Genomic DNA, 17,001 nt, shown 5'->3' on the forward strand with positions numbered 1-17,001 from the left:
TGGGCCTGGCCTGAGGCTGCGAGCCCGACCTCCGACCGTGGGCCTGGCCTGAGGCTGCGGGCCTGAACTCGCGCTTTCGCCGGAAGGGCGGCCCGGGTCGATCGTTCACCCGGCGTCGTGGCCGAGCACGTGACCTCCGACGAGATCCCCGATCGCGGCGGGGATCTCGTCGGGGATCTCGTCAAAGGTCACGGCGTGGCCGCGGTGAGCTGGGCGTGAAGGCGCTTGCACTCATGGACGAAGCGGATCGTGCGGCGGTCGCGCGCGAACCCGGCGACGACCGGGATCTCCCCGCGAGCGCCGGTCCATCGCGCCACGTCGGCGGCGAAGGCGACGAGTTCGGCGTGGGTCACGGTGATGCGCCGCCCCTCGCCCGGCAACATCCCGGGCAGCAGGGCGCGCAGGATGCGCCACACCTCGTGGTGGCCGCCGGCGTCGGCCAGTTCGGCGAGGGCCGCGAGGGCGGGGCGGGTCTCCAGCCAGGTGCGGCGCAGCACCAGCGCGAGCTGGCGGCCGATCGCCTCGGCGGGCAGGTCGCCTCTGGCCGCCATCCGCAGGACCACCGGGATCGTCCCGGGCACGCCGCTCCCCAGCAGGAAAGCGATGATCACCGCCGTCGCCTCACCCACGGGGCCGTCGCAGGCGACCAGACGGGACAGTTCCGCCGGGGTCACGTTCGGGTACCAGTGGCTGTGGAGCACGAACGGCAGCATGTTCACGGCCACCACCTCGCGGTGCGAGGGCAGCATGGCCGGCCACCCGCCGATCCCGCTGCCCAGGCCCTCGCCCGACCAGTCGAACGGCTGTCGCAGCACCTCGTCGAGCAGTTCGTCGCCGGTGGGCGTGGCCCGTAGCACCGGCGTCAGGCGGACCGCGGTGAAGTGCTCGGGTTCGCCGTCGCCGAACTCGACCATGGACGCGTCCACCATGTGGGTCCACCGCAGACCGCACTCCGGGTCGGGCATCCCCTGCCCGGCCAGCCGTTCGGCAGCCCTGCGCGCCGCTGCGGAATCGATCTTCGCAGCCCGGTCGGCGGCGACCGGGTGGCCGCCCCGGGGCAGCCGCAGCAGCGCCTGCGTCAGATCGGCCCGCAGCGGTTCCACGCCTGCGGCGGCGCACGTCTCCAGCCGGTCGACCAGCGCGTCGGGGTCGAGGTGGCCGGTCGTCCACGTCGGCGTGGCCAGCAGCACCGGCGGAAGGGTGCCGGCGCGCAGGGCCTCGTACAGCTCCGCGTAGCGGGTGGCGAGGAAGTCGGACGGCGGCGAGAGCCGGTTCGGGTGCGGGAGCCGGTGTCGCCGCCGCCACTCGTGCAGGGGAGGAAGCGGCCGGCGCTGGAAGGAGCGCAGCCGGGGCGGGACGAAGCCGACGGTGACCGCCACGAGCGGCTCGTCCGGGCCGGGTGGGGGCACCGGCAGGCCCTTGCGCATCGCCGTGATCCGGTCGGGGTTCACCCCCAGTTCGGCCATGCGCTCGTAGGCGCGGCGCAGGTCGTGCTCCGGCATGGCCTCCACCGAGTCGTCGTAGAGGACTCCGGGCTCTGTCGGACGGCGCTCGCGGTGATCCGGGACGGTGTCGTCGAAGCCCTCGGACTCGTCGAAGTCCTCGACATCCTCGACATCCTCGGACTCGTCGAACTCCTCGGAAGGCTCGCCGGGGCCCGGGTCCGGTGCCCGGTCGTCGTCGGAGGGCTGCCCGTACAGGTAGACCCGGCCGTTGGCGAAGGGGATCGGCCGCCCGGCCTCGATGGCCACGGCCCCGGCAGGGCCGTCGTCGCTGGTCCAGGTGATGAAGATGACGCGGAGCGGAGTGTCGTCGTCGAGGTAGCGGCCGGGACGCCAGTGACCGACCACCGTGATCCGCCGTTTCGGCGGCTCCAGCTCGATCTCCTCGCCACGGGCGACCGGCCGGACCGAGACCGAGTGATTCGGGCCGTCCCAGAACTTCTCCGGGCCGAACGGGGGGATCTCCGGCAGGGTGCCGGGCGCGACGAGCTCCTCGGCCAGCACGGCCTGCCATTCGCCGGGGTCGGTGATCTCGTCCCTGTCCCGCCGGTATCGCGTCTGCTGCTCGACGTGCGGGCTCAGCCTCCGGCGCAGGTCGGTGCGGTTCTCCGCGACCCCGGTGACGAACGCCGCCATCCAGCGCTCCTGGTCGACCCACCGTTCGTGACGGCCCGGGAAGATCGACGGGTCGGGGAAACGCTCCGGTGAGGGCACCTCGGGCAGCGGCGGGAACTCCTTGGTCTCGACCAGCTCCTCGACGGGCCTCTCCCCGCCGAACCGGGCGGCGAGCTCGGCGCCCACGTCGGCGGGGAGCCCGGGGATCGCGTCGAGGATCGCCTCGGTGTGGCCGGCGAACAGATCGGCGTGCTTCACGGTCAGCTCGACCGCGCGGTGGCGCACGTCGAAGGACGTGTGCGCGTACGCCGTGGTCAGCGCGGTCACGAGATCGGCGGCCGCCTCGGGGGTGTCCCGGAGCGTCCGGTCGAGCCAGCGCAGGCCCGTGGCGGCGAGCTTGGCCTCCTCCCGGAAGGTGAGCGCGTCGACCGCCTCGACCAGGTCGGCGTGGTCGAGCGGCATCGCCCCGCGCACCTGCCCGGCGGCCAGCTCGGCGACCGTGCCCGGAGCAGACGGCAACAACCGCAGGTAGTCGCGCAGGCGGGGCGCGGACTCCGCGGGCGTGGGGTCGAGGAGGGTGTGCAACCGGACGAAGAACCGCAGGTCCTGCGCCTCACCGCCGCGCAGGAAACGGCTCACGCACCCGTCGAGCACCCGCTCCCTGGGCAGCTCGCGGGCGGTGGCGGCCAGCCAGCGGGTCGGCGCGGGCTCCAGCCGCTCGTCGCGGAGGGCGCGGCCCGCGCCGTCGGCGTCGAAGACGCGAGGCAGCAGCACGGCGGTCAGGGGGTCGTCGGCCACGCTCGGCGCGGCCAGCCAGGCCGCCACCAGCGGGTCGTGGTCGGGCGGCACGGCGCCGGACTCACGCAGCAGCGCCACGGCCAGCGGCGCGACGCGGTCGGCGGGACGGCGCACCCGCAGGGCCAGCCGGACCGCGACGTCACGACGCCACTCCAGGGGGCGGGCGGCCGCCACCCGGCACACCTGGGCGACGTCGGGATCCTCGGCCCAGCGGCGGTTGACGTCGCGGCCGGTCATCCACGCCACCGCGGCCGCCGGGCCGGTGACGACGCCGACGCCGGTCAGCAGCAGCGCGCCGGCCAGCCTGTCGAGCAGATCGCCGACCTCCCAGGAGGCCATCTCCTCGACGTCGTCGGGATGGTCGGCGCGCACCTGCTCGGTGCGGAGGCGGCGCAGCTCCTTGACCAGGCCGGGCAGCCGCCCGCCCAGGTCGGCGCGCTCCTCCTCGGTGAGCGTGACCAGCCGGTCGGCCAGGCGGGTGACCTCGTTGCGGGTGACCAGATCACAGATCTCCGCCCAGAGGGTCATCGGGAGACCTCCACGGCGGCGCGAGCGACGATCCGGGCGGCCAGCACGTGCTTGCACGGCCCGCGGGAGCCGCGGTGGTCCCACCACCACTCGCAGGTGCAGGATCCGTCGGCGAGCGAGACCCGGCGCGCGCCGCCCGGGGTACGGACGGTGGCCAGGTCGCCCTCGAGGTGAACGGCGCCCGCGTCGACGAGCCCGCGCGCCTTGGCCAGCCGCGGGTTCAGCAGCATCACGTTGTCCCTGTCGTAGGGCAGCTCACGGTGGAAGTGGGCGGCCTCCGACAGGTCGTAGCCGACCCGGCCGGCGACGCCGAGCCGCGTCAGCGCGGCCCGAACCCGGTCGGCGGGCAGGCCCGCGCGGTCGGCCAGCAGGCCGATCTCGATCTCGGGCTCGAAGGTGAGCAGCATGCCCACCACGTCGGCGTCGTCCTCGGCCTCGTCGGTGGCCAGGTCGTCGAGCACCGCGCCCTCGCCCGAGAAGCCGCGCCAGCGCTCGGGCGAGAGGGTGAGCGTGTAGCGCATGCCGGGGAGCTCCAGTTCCCAGGCGCTGGAGGCGGCGTCGGCCGGGCCGTACACCCGCAGGGACGTCGCGAAGCGCAGCAGCGGCAGCAGGGTGGCGAGCCGGTTGGGACCGGCGAGCTGGACCGAGCCCGGAACCCGACGGTCGGAGACCTTCAGCTCCCGCCCCGCCTGCGCCACCCACACCGTGCCCTTCCTGGGCAGCCCTCGCAGGAACCGCACCGCCGCCATGCCGGCCAGTTCACCGCGCTGGTCCATGCCCGAGGCGATGACCTGCACCTCGGCGAAGCCGCGCAACCAGCGCTCGGGCAGCGGCACCTTCTTCTCCACCACGGCGCCGTCCATCGTGGTCACGACCAGCTCGTCGAGCCCGACCCCCAGGTGCAACGGGTCACGCGCGCCGATGCGCGCCAGCGCCTCCCGGAGCGGCGCGTTCACGTCGACGTTGGTGGTGCCCCGGTCGAACACCTCGCCGTCGAGCGCGCCGCCCAGCAGGTCGAGCCGGGCGTACACGCCGCCGCAGGCCGAGAACGACTCGAACCGCAGCCGGTCCCCGTTGCACGTCACCACCGGGTCGCGCACCCAGCCGGGCCGCGCCTGCGGCTGGTGGTAGCGGGCCAGCGCCACGTCGGCGACGCCGAGCAGGGCCGCCGCGGCGGGGGCCGCCCGGGTCACCACTCCGCTGAAGAACCGGGGGGCCGCGGCCGGGCCGGACAGGGCCCGGCCGCCGGAGGTCGCCAGTCCGAGCCGGCCGTCGACGAGGGAGGAGGGCGCGGCGTACGTGTACGCCTGCGTCGCTGCAGTCATGATCGGGACGTTAGATCACCTCACCGACAAACCGGCGCGGCGGACGTCGAGGGATCGGCCTCCCCCTCTCGTGGACGGGGGACCTCCCCGGTCCGCGTGAGAGTCCCCCGCTTCATCGCCGGGCACCCGGGAGCCGGACACCGGGGAAGGGCCGGCGTCCCGGGTGTCCACCCGTCGGGACGAGGTCACCTCCCCGTCGGGACCGGCTCGGTGACCGGCTCGGTGACCGGCTCGGTGACCGGCTCCGGCTCGACGCTCTCGCGTTCCTTGCGCTCCCGCTCCAGGCGCCTCTGGATGGCCTGGAAGCCGACCAGGTCGTCCGGGAGCGCGTCGGGGACGTCCACGTCGAACCGGGACAGCGTGCGGGTGCGCATCGCGACCAGCGCGGTGACCGCGATGGCCACCGCGAACAGCACGTACATCAGGCCGACGCCGCGACCCTCGCCCGTGCCCAGCACGAGGCCGACCGTGTCGGCGAGGGGACCGCCGGGAACCATCAGCGGGTCGAACAGGGCGCTGCCGTACGGCGCCACCAGGCCGAAGCCGATCGGCAGGGTGGACCAGGCGACGAGCGTGTTGAGCGCGATGACGCGGCCGTGGAAGCGCTGCGGCACCTTGACCTGGATGATCGTGGCGTAGACGCCGTTGAGCATGGTCAGCCAGAACGACATCCCGAAGGCGCCGACGGCGATCAGGATCAGGTTCTGCTGCAGACCGGTGACCAGGCAGAACAGGCTCAGGGCGAGGGTGGAGAGCATGACGCCGCGCAGCCGTCGCCGTCGCGGCCCTCCCCAGACGGTCATGGTCAGGCCGCCGAGGAAGACGCCCAGGCCACCGAAGAAGGAGATCCTGCCGACGTCCTCCAGGGAGGCGAAGCCCAGGACCAGCGGTGAGATCAGCAGGAACAGCGGGGACAGGAAGATGTTCAGCACCGCGAAGAAGAACAGCATGCCGCGGAAGCCCCGGTTGCCCCAGGAGAACTTCCAGCCCTCGACCATCTCGGCGACCAGCGACTCCCTGCGCCTCCACGCCATGGTCCTCGGGAAGCGGACGAAGAGCAGCACCCCGATCGCGAAGACGTAGGAGACGACGTCCAGGACGAGGATGCCCTCCAGCCCGATCACGGACATCAGGCCGACCGCGACCAGCGGCACGACGAGCTGGGCGGTGCCGGTGACCATCTGGACCACGCCGTTGGCGTGCCCGAGGAAGCGCTTGGGGACCAGCTGCGGGATGGCGGAGTTGTAGGCGAGGCGCTGGAAGGTCAGCGAGACCGACAGCAGGACCAGGAGCGGGTAGATCTGCCAGATCTGCAGGTTGCCGGTCCACAGCAGGACGCCCAGCGCCAGCTGGGTGCCGAACGCGCCGAGGTCTCCGGCGAGCATCACCTTGCGCCGGTCGTAGCGGTCGACGAGGGCACCGGCCAGCGGGGACACCAGCATGCCGGGGACCAGCGCGAGGACGGAGAACAGCGCGAACCTGGCGAGCGAGTCGGTGGTGATGTAGATCCACAGCGGAACGGCGAACTCCGTCAGCGACGACCCGATGATCGAGACGAGCTGTCCGGCCGCAACGGCGGCGAACCGCTTCATGCTGGGCGGCGGGCCGGACGGCGCCGCGGGGTCCGTCGCGGCCGGGTGCCCCGTCCCCGGTGGCGCCCCGCCCGCGGCGGGACCGGAGGCGGACGCGTCCGGTCCCGGCCCGGGCGGGGCGGACGTGGACGTCCCCGTGGCGGTGAGGGCGGGCGCGACCGGTCCCGCGCCGATGATCGCGGGCGCCATCGTCGCCGGGGCGATCTCCGTGGGGGCGTCCTGGGTGGAGACGCCGCCGAGCCACCAGGTGGACCGGTCGGTACGGGCCAGCCTCGCCGTGTCACCGGAGGCGAGGGCCCGGTGGGTGCCGGTGACGATGTCGGCGAGCTCCTGCGCCCGGTACTTCAGGAAGAAGTGCCCGGCCTCGTCGAGGACGACCACGGCCGTGGAGCCGGTCAGCAGGTGCCACTCGCGGTAGCGCTCCTGGTAGAACTCGGTGGCCGGGTCGCGGTCGCCCGCCACCGAGATGATCGGCGCCCGCAGCGGCTCGACGCCCTCCTCGAAGAGGCGGGTGAAGTAGCGCTCGGCCTCCTTGGTGCCCTTGCGGCGGTTGTCGATCATCAGCTTGAGCTGTTCGCGCTCCAGGTCCTCCACGTCGAGACCGGCGGCCTGCAGGGCGTTGGCCCAGACCTGGTCGCTGCGGAGGCGGTCGGTCAGGTTCGACAGCTTCGCCAGCACCGAGGTGGGGCGGGCGAAGGGGAAGATGCCGCCGAGGTAGATCGCCTCGACCGGGCGGCCCGCGGCCTCCAGGCGGCGGGCGATCTCCACGGTCAGCATGACGCCGAGCCCGCAGTGCCCGTACAGGGCCAGCGGCCCCCGGATCTCCTTGAGGATCTCCTCCACGCAGCCCTGCGCGACCTCCGCCACGGGCCGGGTCTCCTCGATCAGGCCCATCTCCTGGCCGGGGACGGCGACCGCGTGCAGCGCCCAGTTCGCGGGCAGCGTGTCGGCCAGCGGCTGGTAGATGGCCGCGCTTCCTCCGCCGTACGGCACGCAGACCAGGGTGGAGGTGGCGGCGCGGGTCGGGGTGAGGCGGTGCAGGAGCATGCGCGGGCCGTCGTCGCCCGCCTCGACGAGCCGAGCGAGCGCGCGCACGGTCCGGTGCTTGAACAGGTCCAGGATCGTGACCTGGCGCCCGCCCTCGGGGATGGTCTTCCGCAGGCGGGCGACGACCTGCGCGGCGAGCAGCGAGTGCCCGCCCAGGTCGAAGAAGTCGTCCAGCACGCCGACCTGGGCCAGTCCGAGGACCGTCGCCCACACCGCCGCGACCGCCTCCTCCAGGGGTGTCTGGGACGGGACGAACCCGGCCTCCTGGTCGGGGCGGGCCTCGTCGGGGTCGGGCAGGCTCGCCCGGTCGACCTTGCCGTGCGACTTCAGGGGCAGCTCGTCCAGCCAGACGAACCGGCCGGGGATCATGTACTCGGGCAGGCGTTCGGCGAGCCGCGCCCGCAGCTCGCCGACGGCGACCTGCTCCCCGGCGTGCTCGGCGACGACGTAGGCGACCAGCCGGTCGGCGCGCAGGTCGACGACGGCGTGGGCGATCTCCGGCTGGCCGGCGAGCACCGCCTCGATCTCCGGCAGCTCCACCCGGTAGCCCCTGACCTTCACCTGGAGGTCGCGGCGGCCCAGGAAGCACAGGTCACCGGAGGGCAGCCAGCGGCCGAGGTCGCCGGTCCGGTACATGCGGGCCCCGGGCTCGCCGTAGGGGTCGGGCAGGAACCTCTCGGCCGTCAGGCCGGGGCGGCCGAGGTATCCGCGGGCGAGCCGGTCGCCGCCGAGGTAGATCTCGCCGGTCATGCCGGGCGGGACCGGCCGCCGGTGCTCGTCGAGCACGTAGACGGCGGCGCCGGGCAGCGGCCTGCCGATCGGCAGGTTCGACGAGCGCTCGTCCTCGCCGGTGACGGCGTGGGTGGAGATGCCGACCGTGGCCTCGGTGGGACCGTAGTGGTTGACGACCGGGGTGTGCGCGGCCAGCTCGCGGGCCCAGCTCCATCGGGAGGCCTCGCCCCCGAGGATCAGGAGCCTGCGCGGGAGCACCTGGGCGGGATCGTCCACCCCGGCCAGCAGCGAGGCGAGGTGGGAGGGGGTCATCTTCAGGTAGTCGGTGCGGCCGAGCAGCCCGGCGAGTTCCTCGACGGGGGCCTGCGGGTCGGCCAGGTGCAGCTCGCCGCCGGTCATGAGCGACAGGTAGAAGATCGTCACCCCGAAGTCGAACGAGAGCGACTGCAGCAGCGTGTAGACCGCGCCGGGCTCGACCTCGAAGCGCTCCTTGACCCCGGCGAGGTAGGTGAGCACCTGCCGGTGCTGCACGCCGACGCCCTTGGGCCGCCCGGTGGTGCCCGAGGTGTAGATGACGTACGCGAGGTGGTCCGGCGAGAGGTCCGGGGGCGCGAAGCCGGTCTCGTCCAGCGGTTCGGTGTCCAGGTGGATCACCGGCACGTCGGGCACGAGGTCGCTCAGGGCGGAGGTGGTGAGGACGGCCACGGCCCCGGCGTCGGCGAGCATGTACGCCAGCCGCTCGCGCGGCTGCTTGGGGTCGAGGGGAACGTAGGCGCCGCCGGCCTTCAGCACGCCGACGACGGCCGCCGCCAGGTCGGTGGACTGCTCCAGGAAGACGCCCACCCTGGTGTCGGGGCCCACGCCGTGGCGGTTCCTCAGCAGGGCGGCGATCCGGGTGGAGCGCTCGTCCAGCCCGGCGTAGGTCAGCGAGCCCTCGCCGGCCGGGGACGGCGCGCCGGGCCGCGCGGAGGCGCCGCGTACGGCGGGTACCGCAGCGGCGGACGCGGCGGCGGACGGCGAGACGTCGTGGACCACGGCCGTCGCGCCCGGGGTCAGCGCGGCCCGCGCGGTGACGAGGTCGTGCAGCAGCGCGTGCCCGGACGGCGTGGCGGCGGGTCCCGTCGCGAAGCCCAGGACCAGCTCGCGCTCCTCGGCGGAGAGCAGCGACAGCTCCCCCACCCGCCTGTCGGGGTCCGCCACGATCGAGCGCAGCAGCGTCTCGAACCGCGCCGCCATCAGCTCCACGGTCGCGGCGTCGAACAGGGCGGTGCCGTAGGAGAGGTGACCGAGCAGCCCGTCCGGGCTCTCGAACAGGTACAGGCCCAGGTCGTAGCGAGTGGTCCTGGCCGGGAGCGTCAGGTAGGAGACGCGCCGGTCCTCCCGGCCCGCCTTGAAGTTCTGCAGCGCGAACGTGACCTGCGCCAGCGGCGACCTGCTCACGTCGCGGGTCACGTTCAGCTCGCCGACCAGCCGGTCGAACGGGAGCTCCTGGTGCGCGAAGGCGTCCAGCGCGGTCTCGCGGGTACGGGCCAGGAAGGTGGTGAACGACGGGTCGTCGGCCAGGTCGGCGCGCAGGACGAGGGTGTTGACGAACATGCCGGCGACCCCGTCCAGCTCGGGCAGCCCGCGCCCGGCGACCGGGGAGCCGACCGCGAAGTCCGTCTGCCCCGAGTAGCGGTACAGCAGGACCTGGAAGGCGGCCAGCAGCGTCATGTACGGCGTGGCCCCGGCCGCGGCGCCCAGCTCGGTCAGCCGCCGGGTGAGGTCGGCGTCGATCCGCACGTCGAGGGCGGCCCCCTCGTGGCGCTGCTCGGCCGGACGCGGCCGGTCGGTGGGCAGCTCCAGGGCGGGCAGCCCGGCCAGCCGGTCGCGCCAGTGGGCGACCTCGCGGGTGTGGTCGAGGCCCCGCTGCCACAGGGCGTAGTCGCCGTAGCCGACCGGCGCGGGCGGCAGGGGGTCGCCGTCGTGCAGGGCGAGCAGCTCGCGGATGATCAGGTCGCTGGACCAGCCGTCGACGACGGTGTGGTGGGCGGCCAGCAGCAGGACATGGTCCTCGGGCTCGATCCGCGCCAGCACGGCGCGGAAGAGCGGGCCGTGCTCCAGGTCGAAGGGGACGGCCAGGTCGGCGTCGAACAGCTCGATCGCGGCGTCGGCGTCGGCCACGTCGACGACGCGCAGCTCCGCGGGGCGGGGGTCGTCCACGACCAGTTCGGGGGTGCCGTCCTCCGTGGTGAGGAAGCGCATCCGCAGGGCCTCGTGCCGCGTGACGACCTCGTCCAGCGCGCGGCGCAGCGCGTCCGCTTCCAGGGGCCCGCGCAGCCGCACCGCGACGGGCACGGTGTAGACGGTGGTGCCCGGCCGGTACTGCTCCAGGAACCACAGGCGTTCCTGGGCGTGCGACAGGGGCGGGACGGTTCCGGGCGCGCGGGCGACGACGGCCCGCGACTCCCCCCTGCGCCGGAGCCGCTGGGCGAGCAGCGTCTTCTTCGCGTCCGACAGCGTGGTCTCGGTCATATGCGCAGCTCCATCCGGAGGGCCGCGAGGAAGAGCGCGGCGTCCCGGCCGTTGATGAGTCGGTGGTCGTAGGCGAGACCGACGCAGGCGACGGTCCTCGCCGTCACCGTGCCGTCCTCGGCGAAGGCCGGTTCGCGCTGCGGCGAGGTGACCGCGAGCGCGCAGACCGTACCGGGGAAGACGAACGGGATGGCGAGGACGACGTCGGCCTCGGTGTGCAGGGTGACGGCGATGGTGGCGCCGGTGAGGTCCCTCTCCCGGAAGTCGCCCTCGACGGCGGCGAGCCGGTGGCGCATGAGCGTGTCGGCGATGGCCTTGAGCGAGCTCGTGTCGTGGACGACCGGCACGTACAGGCCCTCGCCCATGTCGAACGTCACGCCGACGCGCGGGGCGTCGGCGGGGCGCACCCGGTCGCCGTCGAGGGAGGAGAAGAAGAGCGGGAACGCCGGGTGCAGGGCGGCCACGGCCTGGACGAACAGCTCGGCCAGGCCGACCGGCCTGCGGACCTCCCTGGTCAGTCCCCTGGCCCGCTCCAGCAGCGGGCCCACGTCGAACCTCACCGCGGTGTAGGCGGCGGGGATCGTGTCGTGCGAGAGGGTGACGGCGCGCGCGACGGCGCGCTGCACCCGGGAGAGCCGGTGCGTTCCCGCCTCGGTCCCGCTCTCGGGCGCCTCGGGGGCCGCCTTCTCGGTACGGCGGGCGGCCAGGGCCTCCACGTCGGTCCGGCGGACGACGGCCAGGCCCAGCGAGGCGACCTCGGCGTCGGAGACCCCGAGCTCGGCCATGGCGGCGCGGGCCGGATCGGTGACGACCGGCTCGACGACCGGCTCGACGACCGGCGCGGGTGTGGTGCCGGGATCCGGGTCGGACACCGCGACAGGTGTCGCCCCGGGAGTCGCGCCGGACGCCGGGGCGGGCGGCGGGTCCGCCTCGGCGGTGACGCGGGCCAGGAGCGACCCCGGGGCGACCCAGGTGTCGAGGGCGGCGGCGTGGTGCAGGTAGCCCGCCTCGGGCGCCTCCAGCTCGTCGGCGGCCTTGGAGGTCTCCAGCACGGCGATCGCCTCCCCGGCGGCGACGGCCTTGCCGTCCCCCACCAGCCAGGCGACGACCAGGTACTCGGTGTCGTTGTCGTTGAGCTTGGGGACGCGGATCTCAGCCACGCAGGGCCTCCCGTACGGCGTGGTGGATCGCGGACTCCCCGGCCAGGACCTCGGCCTCCAGGTGGGCGGCGGTGGGGATCACCGCGTCGCGCGAGCAGACGACCCGGACGGGCCCGCGCAGGCGCCCCCAGAGGCGGGCGTGCAGCAGGTGGGCGACCTCGCTGCCCCAGGTGCCCCCGGGGGTGCTCTCCTCGGCGACGAGCACGACGTCGCCGACGTGGGGCAGCAGCGCGTCCGCGTCCAGCGGGTAGAGGCGGGAGGGGACCAGCAGCCGGGTGACGATCTCCTGCTCCACCAGCAGGGAGCGCATGGCGCCCAGGGCCCGGTGGGCCATCCCCCCGGGGGCGATGATCACGCAGTCGGGACGGTCACCGGCGTCGCGGATGTCCACCACGGCCAGGTCGCCGTCGCGGCGTACCGCGAACAGCGGGTCGACGCGCTCCATCTGCCGGGTGTAGAGGACCTTGTCCTCGAAGAACACGCAGGGCTCGGCCGCCTTCAGCATCGCCGCGAACACCGCGCGGTTGTCGTGGAAGGGCGACATCTCGTACAGCGAGAGGCCGGGCATGCCGATGAAGTGCTTCTGCAGGCTCTGGCTGTGCGTGGGGCCGTAGCCGCGGCCTCCGCCGGTCGGGCAGCGCACCACCATCCGCAGCGGCACCCGCTCGCCGTACATCGACACGGACTTGCTGGCGAAGTTGCAGAGCTGGTCGAAGGCGAGCGTCACGAAGTCGCCGAACATGATCTCGGCGACGGCCGTGTTGCCGGTCAGCGCCAGGCCGGCCGCGACGCCGGTCAGCGCGCCCTCGCTGATCGGGGTGGTGATCACACGCTCGGGGAAGCGGGTGGACAGCCCCTTGGTGACCTTGAAGGCGCCGCCGTACGGGTCGACGATGTCCTCGCCCAGCACGTAGGCCGTGGGGTCGTCCTCCAGCAGGGCGTGCAGGGCCGCGTTGAGGTTCTCGGCTACGCGCACGGTCCCTCCCCCCGGGACGGCGGGCGCGCCGCGACCTCGTCGGCGACGGCCTGGATCCCGGCCCTGACCGTCTCGTCGAACCGGCGGAAGTGCTCGGGGTGGTCGTGGGCGTAGCGGCCGTACCAGTCGCTCTCCCTGGCGGCCCGTACGACGCCGGCCGGGCGGACGTCGTCGCCCTTGCTGTGCGGCCCGAGGCGGTGGGTGACGAACTCGACCACCAGCGGGACGCCCTCGCGCACCCGCGCGACGTCGCCTTCCAGCGCCATGCGGATCTCGTTGACGTCGGCGGAGACGACCAGGCGGTGCCGGACGCCGAACGCGGCCGCGCGGCCGGCCACCGTGCCCGCCATCTGCGCCGCGGTCGGGGTGGACTGGGCCACCCCGTTGTTCTCCACCACGACCAGCAGCGGGAGCCGCCAGAGCGCGGCCAGGTTCAGCGCCTCGTAGACCGCGCCCTCGCCCCAGGTGCCGTCGCCGATGTGGACGCAGGCCAGCGCGCCGGGCTCGGAGCGCTTGAGGTGGAGCGCCACCCCCGCGGCGACCGGCATGCTCTCGCCCTGTACGCCGGTGGAGAGGTAGCGGTCGCGCCGGATGTGCTGGCTGCCGCCGACGCCGCCGCAGATCGCGCCCTGCCTGCCCATGATCTCGGCGAGCAGGCCGTGCGGGTCGCGGAACCTGGACAGGTAGTGGCCGTGGCCGCGGTGGTTGCTGAAGACGTGGTCGGCCGGGCCGAGCAGGGGACGCAGCGCGACCGGGACGTACTCCTGGCCGAGGCAGGTGTGCGTGGTGCCGTTGAGGTCCCCCCTGGCGTACAGCTCCAGGAGCTTGAGCTCGAAGTGCCGGATCAGCAGCAGGAGTTCCAGGTCGTCGTCGGCCATGCGGGAGAGGCGGGGCCCGGCGACGCCGGTGACGTGGGTGACGTGGGTGACGTGGGTGACGTGGGTGACGTCGGCGGTGGCGGCGGCCGCGGTGGGAGTGGCGCCCGTGGACGCGGCGAGGCCGGTCGGCGCGGGGGTGCCGGTGGTGCCGGGGGTGCCGGTGGTCGCGGTGGTGCCGGTGGTCGCGGTGGTGCCGGTGGTCACGGTGGTCTCAGTCATCGTTGAGGGAGTCCACGATCCCGGCGATCGTCGGGTTGTCGAAGAAGTCGTCCAGGGAGACCTCGATGTCCAGGCGCTTGCGCATGCGGGCGATGATCTGCGTGATGGTCAGCGAGTGGCCGCCCAGGTCGAAGATGTCGTCGTGGTCGTCGATCGGCGAGATGCCCAGGACCTCCTCCCAGATCTCGCGCACCTGGTCGGTCAGCGTGGTGACGGAACCCATCTCGTTCTCCAGAATGTCGTGCAGTGACAGGTCGGGGTGGCGGGTGGCGCGTTCCAGGACGCGACGCAGGTCGCCGGCCACCCGGGCGGCGTCGGGCACCGTCTCGGGGTCGTACCGCATGCTGATCTCCAGCCCGCCGGGCCCGGCCACGCACTGCAGGTGCAGCGCGCCGCGGACCGCGTGGTTGAAGGCGGTCCACTCGACCGTGGTGTCCAGGCCGGTGAGGACCGGATCGGCCTCGCGGCGGGTCCGGTAGCTGACCGAGACGGGCATCAGCGCGGCGTGCGGCCGGACCCGGGGCATCGCCCGGGAGAACGGCACCTGACGGAACCGGTAGATCTCGCGCAGCTCGCCGCGGAGCGCGGTGGCGAACGCGCGGAAGGTCTGCGCGGGTGAGGGCGCGGAGGCGACCGGTAGTTCGTTGACGAACGGTCCCACGTGGTCCGCGGCCTCGGCGGGGCGGGTGGACAGGTCGACGGCGGTGGTCACCGTCGCGTTGCCGTAGCCGAGGAGGAGGGCGTGCAGCGCTGCGAGCAGCGTCTCGAACCCGGTCAGGCCGGGGATCGGGGTGGGTGGCGCGTCGAGGGTGAACCGCAGCACCCGGCCCTCGCCCGCCCGCCGGGACCTGAGCGCCCGGCCGAGCACGACGGTCTCGCCCGGATCGCGCCATCGGGGCTTCCAGAACTCCCGGGCGGCCGGGAGGAGGGCCGCCACCCTGTCGCGCTCGGCGCGGCCGTGGTCGATCCGGGGCAGCGGGGGCGGCGTCTCCCCGTTGTGGAGGGCCGCCAGGTCACGGACCAGGACGTCCTTGGAGCCGCCGTCGAAGACGATGTGGTGGGCGACGAAGAGGAGCAGGTGCCGCCGGGGACCGATCCCGAACAGGGTGAACCTGGCCAGCGGCCCGGTGTCCAGGTCGAAGGGGCGCAGGATCTCCTCCCGCACGGCCCGCTCCCACCCGCCCTCCCCCGCGGGGAGGCCCGCGTCCTCTCCCGGGGCGGGGCTCGCGTCCTCCTCCCCGGTGAGGTCCGTGTGCTCGCAGTGGCGTACCGGCACCTCCGCGCCGGGTACGAGCCGCAGTTCGCCGTCCACCTCGGCCACGACGCTGCCCAGCATCGGGTGCCGTTCCGCCACCGCCGCGCAGGCGGCCGACAGCGCGGCGGTGTCCAGGTCGCCGTCGAGGTGGACGAGGAGCGGCATGTGGTACGCCGTGCCGCCGCCTCCCGCCTGCTCGGTCACCCACATGCCCTGCTGGGTGAACGTGACCTCGGGTGTGTCCCCGGGCGCGGGACCCGGCGCCGGCGCGGCCTCGGTGTGGTCCGCGGAACCGGAACCGGAACCGGAAACGGAAGCGGTCCCGGACGTGGACGCCGAAGCGGGGCTCATGTGCCCTCCACCCTCCGGCGCAGGGCCCGCTTGTCGACCTTGCCGCCGTCGTTGCGCGGCAGCGCCTCGACCGTCAGGACGTGCGCGGGCAGCTCGTGCGAGGCCAGACGGTCCTTGAGGAAGATCCGCAGCTCCTCGGGGGTGAGGGGCTCCCTGACGGCGAGGGCGACGGCGACGACGGTCCCGAGCACCGGGTGGGGCACCCCGAACGCGGCGGCCTCGATCACGGCCGGGTGCGCGTGGACGGCCTCCTCGACATGGATCGTGGAGACCTTGAAGGCCCCCGACTTCACCACGTCGCTCTCCCGGTCGACGAGGTAGAGGTAGCCCTCGTCGTCGATCCGGCCGAGATCGCCCATCCGCACCCAGCCGTCGCGGAAGGTCGCGCTCCCCGGGTCGCCGTAGTAGGCGCGCGGTGCGGCCGGGGAGCGCATCCAGACCTCCCCGGTCTCCCCCGCGGGCAGGGGGTCGCCCTCGGGGGTGGCGATCCTGACGCGTCCCCCGGCGATGGCGCGGCCGACGCTCCCGGGGCGGTCGGGGTCGAACATCATGACCGTCTGGGCCGGGGCGGCCTCGGTCGAGGTGTAGTAGTTGGTGATCGTCGCGTTGGGGAAGGTCGTGGTCAGGGCCGTGGCGACGGCCGAGGGCAGCGGCGCGGCGGCCGAGCCGAGCAGCAGCACGCTCGACAGGTCGTGCCGCTCCCCCACCCCGGCGTTGATCAGTTCGATGGCCATCGCGGGGACCAGGAAGACCGTTCCCGCCCGGTAGGACTCGATCAGTGAGGCGAAGCGGCCCGGGGTGAAGCGCGGCAGCGTCACCACGGCCGGATGCGCGTCCAGCGCGTTGATCAGCATCGTCTGCCCGGCGTTGGTGCCGATCGGGAAGGCGTGCGCGAGGTGCCGGGAGTGCGCGAACGGGCGGCGCTTCGCCCCGCAGCCGTAGGCCAGGTTCGCGTGGGTGGCCGCGACGCCCTTGGGGCGGCCGGTGGTGCCGGAGGTGTAGAGGATCTGGGCCAGATCGCCGGGCGCCGGAGGCGCGGGAACGGCCTTCTCGTAGGACGTTTCCGCGTCCAGGTCGCCGATCGTGGCGCTCCAGCCGGCCCCGGGCACGGTGAGGCCGGCGCCGTGCACGACCCCGGTCGCGCCGCAGTCGTCCAGCATGAGGCGCAGGTCGCCGGGGGCGAGACGCTCGGAGAGCGGCACGGCCGCCGCCCCGGCCGCCAGGACCGCGCAGAACGCCACGGCGTAGTCCGCCCAGTCCGCGGCGCCGAAGACCAGCCCGACCCGGTCGCCCGGGGCGACACCGCGTCCGGCCAGGCGGTTCGCGAGGTCGGTGGAGCGCCCGTACCACCGGCCGTAGGTAAGGGGGGCCGAGCCGTGCACGATCAGCGCGACCCCGTCGGGGTCGGCGAGGGCCCGGTCGTGGAGCAGTTGGGAGACGGTCAGGTTCACCGAGTGAACCTCCCACTAAAAGATCGGATGTATATGCGCCCGAAGCGCGTGGGTGCCG

Annotated in this window: 8 protein-coding genes; all 8 read right to left on the reverse strand. The window is 74.0% G+C overall.

What is annotated here, in order from left to right; translation table 11 throughout:
* Positions 1-188: 188 nt before the first annotated feature.
* The 8 genes from AB0G16_RS11050 to AB0G16_RS11085 all read right to left on the reverse strand — a co-directional run bounded on the left by AB0G16_RS11050 (position 189) and on the right by AB0G16_RS11085 (position 16,943).
* The gene (locus AB0G16_RS11050) at positions 189-3,443 is read right to left on the reverse strand and encodes a hypothetical protein (protein ID WP_362802157.1); all 3,255 of its coding nucleotides are present in this window, start codon (positions 3,441-3,443) and stop codon (positions 189-191) included.
* The gene (locus AB0G16_RS11055; RefSeq protein WP_362802160.1) at positions 3,440-4,768 is read right to left on the reverse strand and encodes an SWIM zinc finger family protein; all 1,329 of its coding nucleotides are present in this window, start codon (positions 4,766-4,768) and stop codon (positions 3,440-3,442) included. The genes AB0G16_RS11050 and AB0G16_RS11055 overlap by 4 nt, the downstream gene beginning before the upstream one ends.
* Positions 4,769-4,953: 185 nt before the next feature.
* Positions 4,954-10,653: an amino acid adenylation domain-containing protein gene (locus AB0G16_RS11060; RefSeq protein WP_362802163.1), complete on the reverse strand. Its 5,700-nt coding sequence runs from the start codon at positions 10,651-10,653 to the stop codon at positions 4,954-4,956.
* Positions 10,650-11,813, reverse strand: a complete 1,164-nt coding sequence (locus tag AB0G16_RS11065; protein WP_362802166.1) for a 2-oxo acid dehydrogenase subunit E2 — start codon at positions 11,811-11,813, stop codon at positions 10,650-10,652. Before AB0G16_RS11065 ends, AB0G16_RS11060 begins: the two co-directional genes overlap by 4 nt.
* A complete protein-coding gene (locus tag AB0G16_RS11070) occupies positions 11,806-12,789 on the reverse strand; it encodes a transketolase C-terminal domain-containing protein (protein ID WP_362802169.1) in 984 nt (327 codons plus the stop codon). The genes AB0G16_RS11065 and AB0G16_RS11070 overlap by 8 nt, the downstream gene beginning before the upstream one ends.
* Positions 12,780-13,886, reverse strand: a complete 1,107-nt coding sequence (locus tag AB0G16_RS11075) for a thiamine pyrophosphate-dependent dehydrogenase E1 component subunit alpha (RefSeq protein ID WP_362802172.1) — start codon at positions 13,884-13,886, stop codon at positions 12,780-12,782. The genes AB0G16_RS11070 and AB0G16_RS11075 overlap by 10 nt, the downstream gene beginning before the upstream one ends.
* Positions 13,879-15,492 (reverse strand): condensation domain-containing protein, encoded by a 1,614-nt coding sequence (locus AB0G16_RS11080; RefSeq protein WP_362802175.1) that lies wholly within the window; start codon positions 15,490-15,492, stop codon positions 13,879-13,881. Before AB0G16_RS11080 ends, AB0G16_RS11075 begins: the two co-directional genes overlap by 8 nt.
* On the reverse strand, positions 15,489-16,943 hold the full coding sequence (locus AB0G16_RS11085) for an AMP-binding protein (protein ID WP_362802178.1): 1,455 nt from the start codon (positions 16,941-16,943) through the stop codon (positions 15,489-15,491). The genes AB0G16_RS11080 and AB0G16_RS11085 overlap by 4 nt, the downstream gene beginning before the upstream one ends.
* Between the last annotated feature and the right edge of the window lie 58 nt (positions 16,944-17,001).

The sequence above is a fragment of the Streptosporangium sp. NPDC023615 genome (assembly GCF_040640155.1).
Taxonomy (GTDB): domain Bacteria; phylum Actinomycetota; class Actinomycetes; order Streptosporangiales; family Streptosporangiaceae; genus Streptosporangium.

Coding starts and splice junctions, on each gene's coding strand:
- AB0G16_RS11050 (WP_362802157.1), bottom strand. CDS start 3,443: ATGACCCTCTGGGCGGAGATCTGTGATCTGGTCACCCGCAACGAGGTC.
- AB0G16_RS11055 (WP_362802160.1), bottom strand. CDS start 4,768: ATGACTGCAGCGACGCAGGCGTACACGTACGCCGCGCCCTCCTCCCTC.
- AB0G16_RS11060 (WP_362802163.1), bottom strand. CDS start 10,653: ATGACCGAGACCACGCTGTCGGACGCGAAGAAGACGCTGCTCGCCCAG.
- AB0G16_RS11075 (WP_362802172.1), bottom strand. CDS start 13,886: ATGACTGAGACCACCGTGACCACCGGCACCACCGCGACCACCGGCACC.
- AB0G16_RS11080 (WP_362802175.1), bottom strand. CDS start 15,492: ATGAGCCCCGCTTCGGCGTCCACGTCCGGGACCGCTTCCGTTTCCGGT.